The organism is Streptomyces sp. P17 (genome assembly GCF_032436805.1).
Classification (GTDB): Bacteria; Actinomycetota; Actinomycetes; order Streptomycetales; family Streptomycetaceae; genus Streptomyces.
The window spans coordinates 1-339 of record NZ_JAVRBF010000484.1 but is presented as its reverse complement, the minus strand read 5'-3'; the positions used below and the strand labels follow the sequence as shown (position 1 = coordinate 339).

The window sequence follows — 339 nt, the reverse complement described above, 5'->3', positions numbered from 1 at the left end:
CAGCAAAAATGATCTCCGGTTCATTGACTAACGCTCGGGCGATACAGACCCGTTGTTTTTGACCACCGGAAAGGTCGTTCCCTTTGTTGCTAGCTTTGTCTGTCATTTCGACAGCTGCTAAGGCGGCCAGCGCCATTGTTTTTCGCTGGGAGGTTGGTATGCCAGCGATTTTTAGTGGCAACATGACATTTTGCAATACGGTGTCTTTAGGATTCATAAAGAATTGTTGGAAGACGAAGCCGAAAGTTTGGTTGCGTAACCGGTTCATTTCTTTCTTTTTGATGTGCTGTAAGTCTTTACCTAATAAGCGAATATTCCCTGAGGTGGGTTGGTCTAACA

Annotated in this window: 1 protein-coding gene; it reads right to left on the bottom strand. The window is 45.1% G+C overall.

The window, feature by feature from the left end; translation table 11 throughout:
* Nucleotides 1–339: ATP-binding cassette domain-containing protein (locus RMT89_RS41810; protein ID WP_315888988.1), on the bottom strand; the 339-nt coding region annotated here is incomplete at both ends.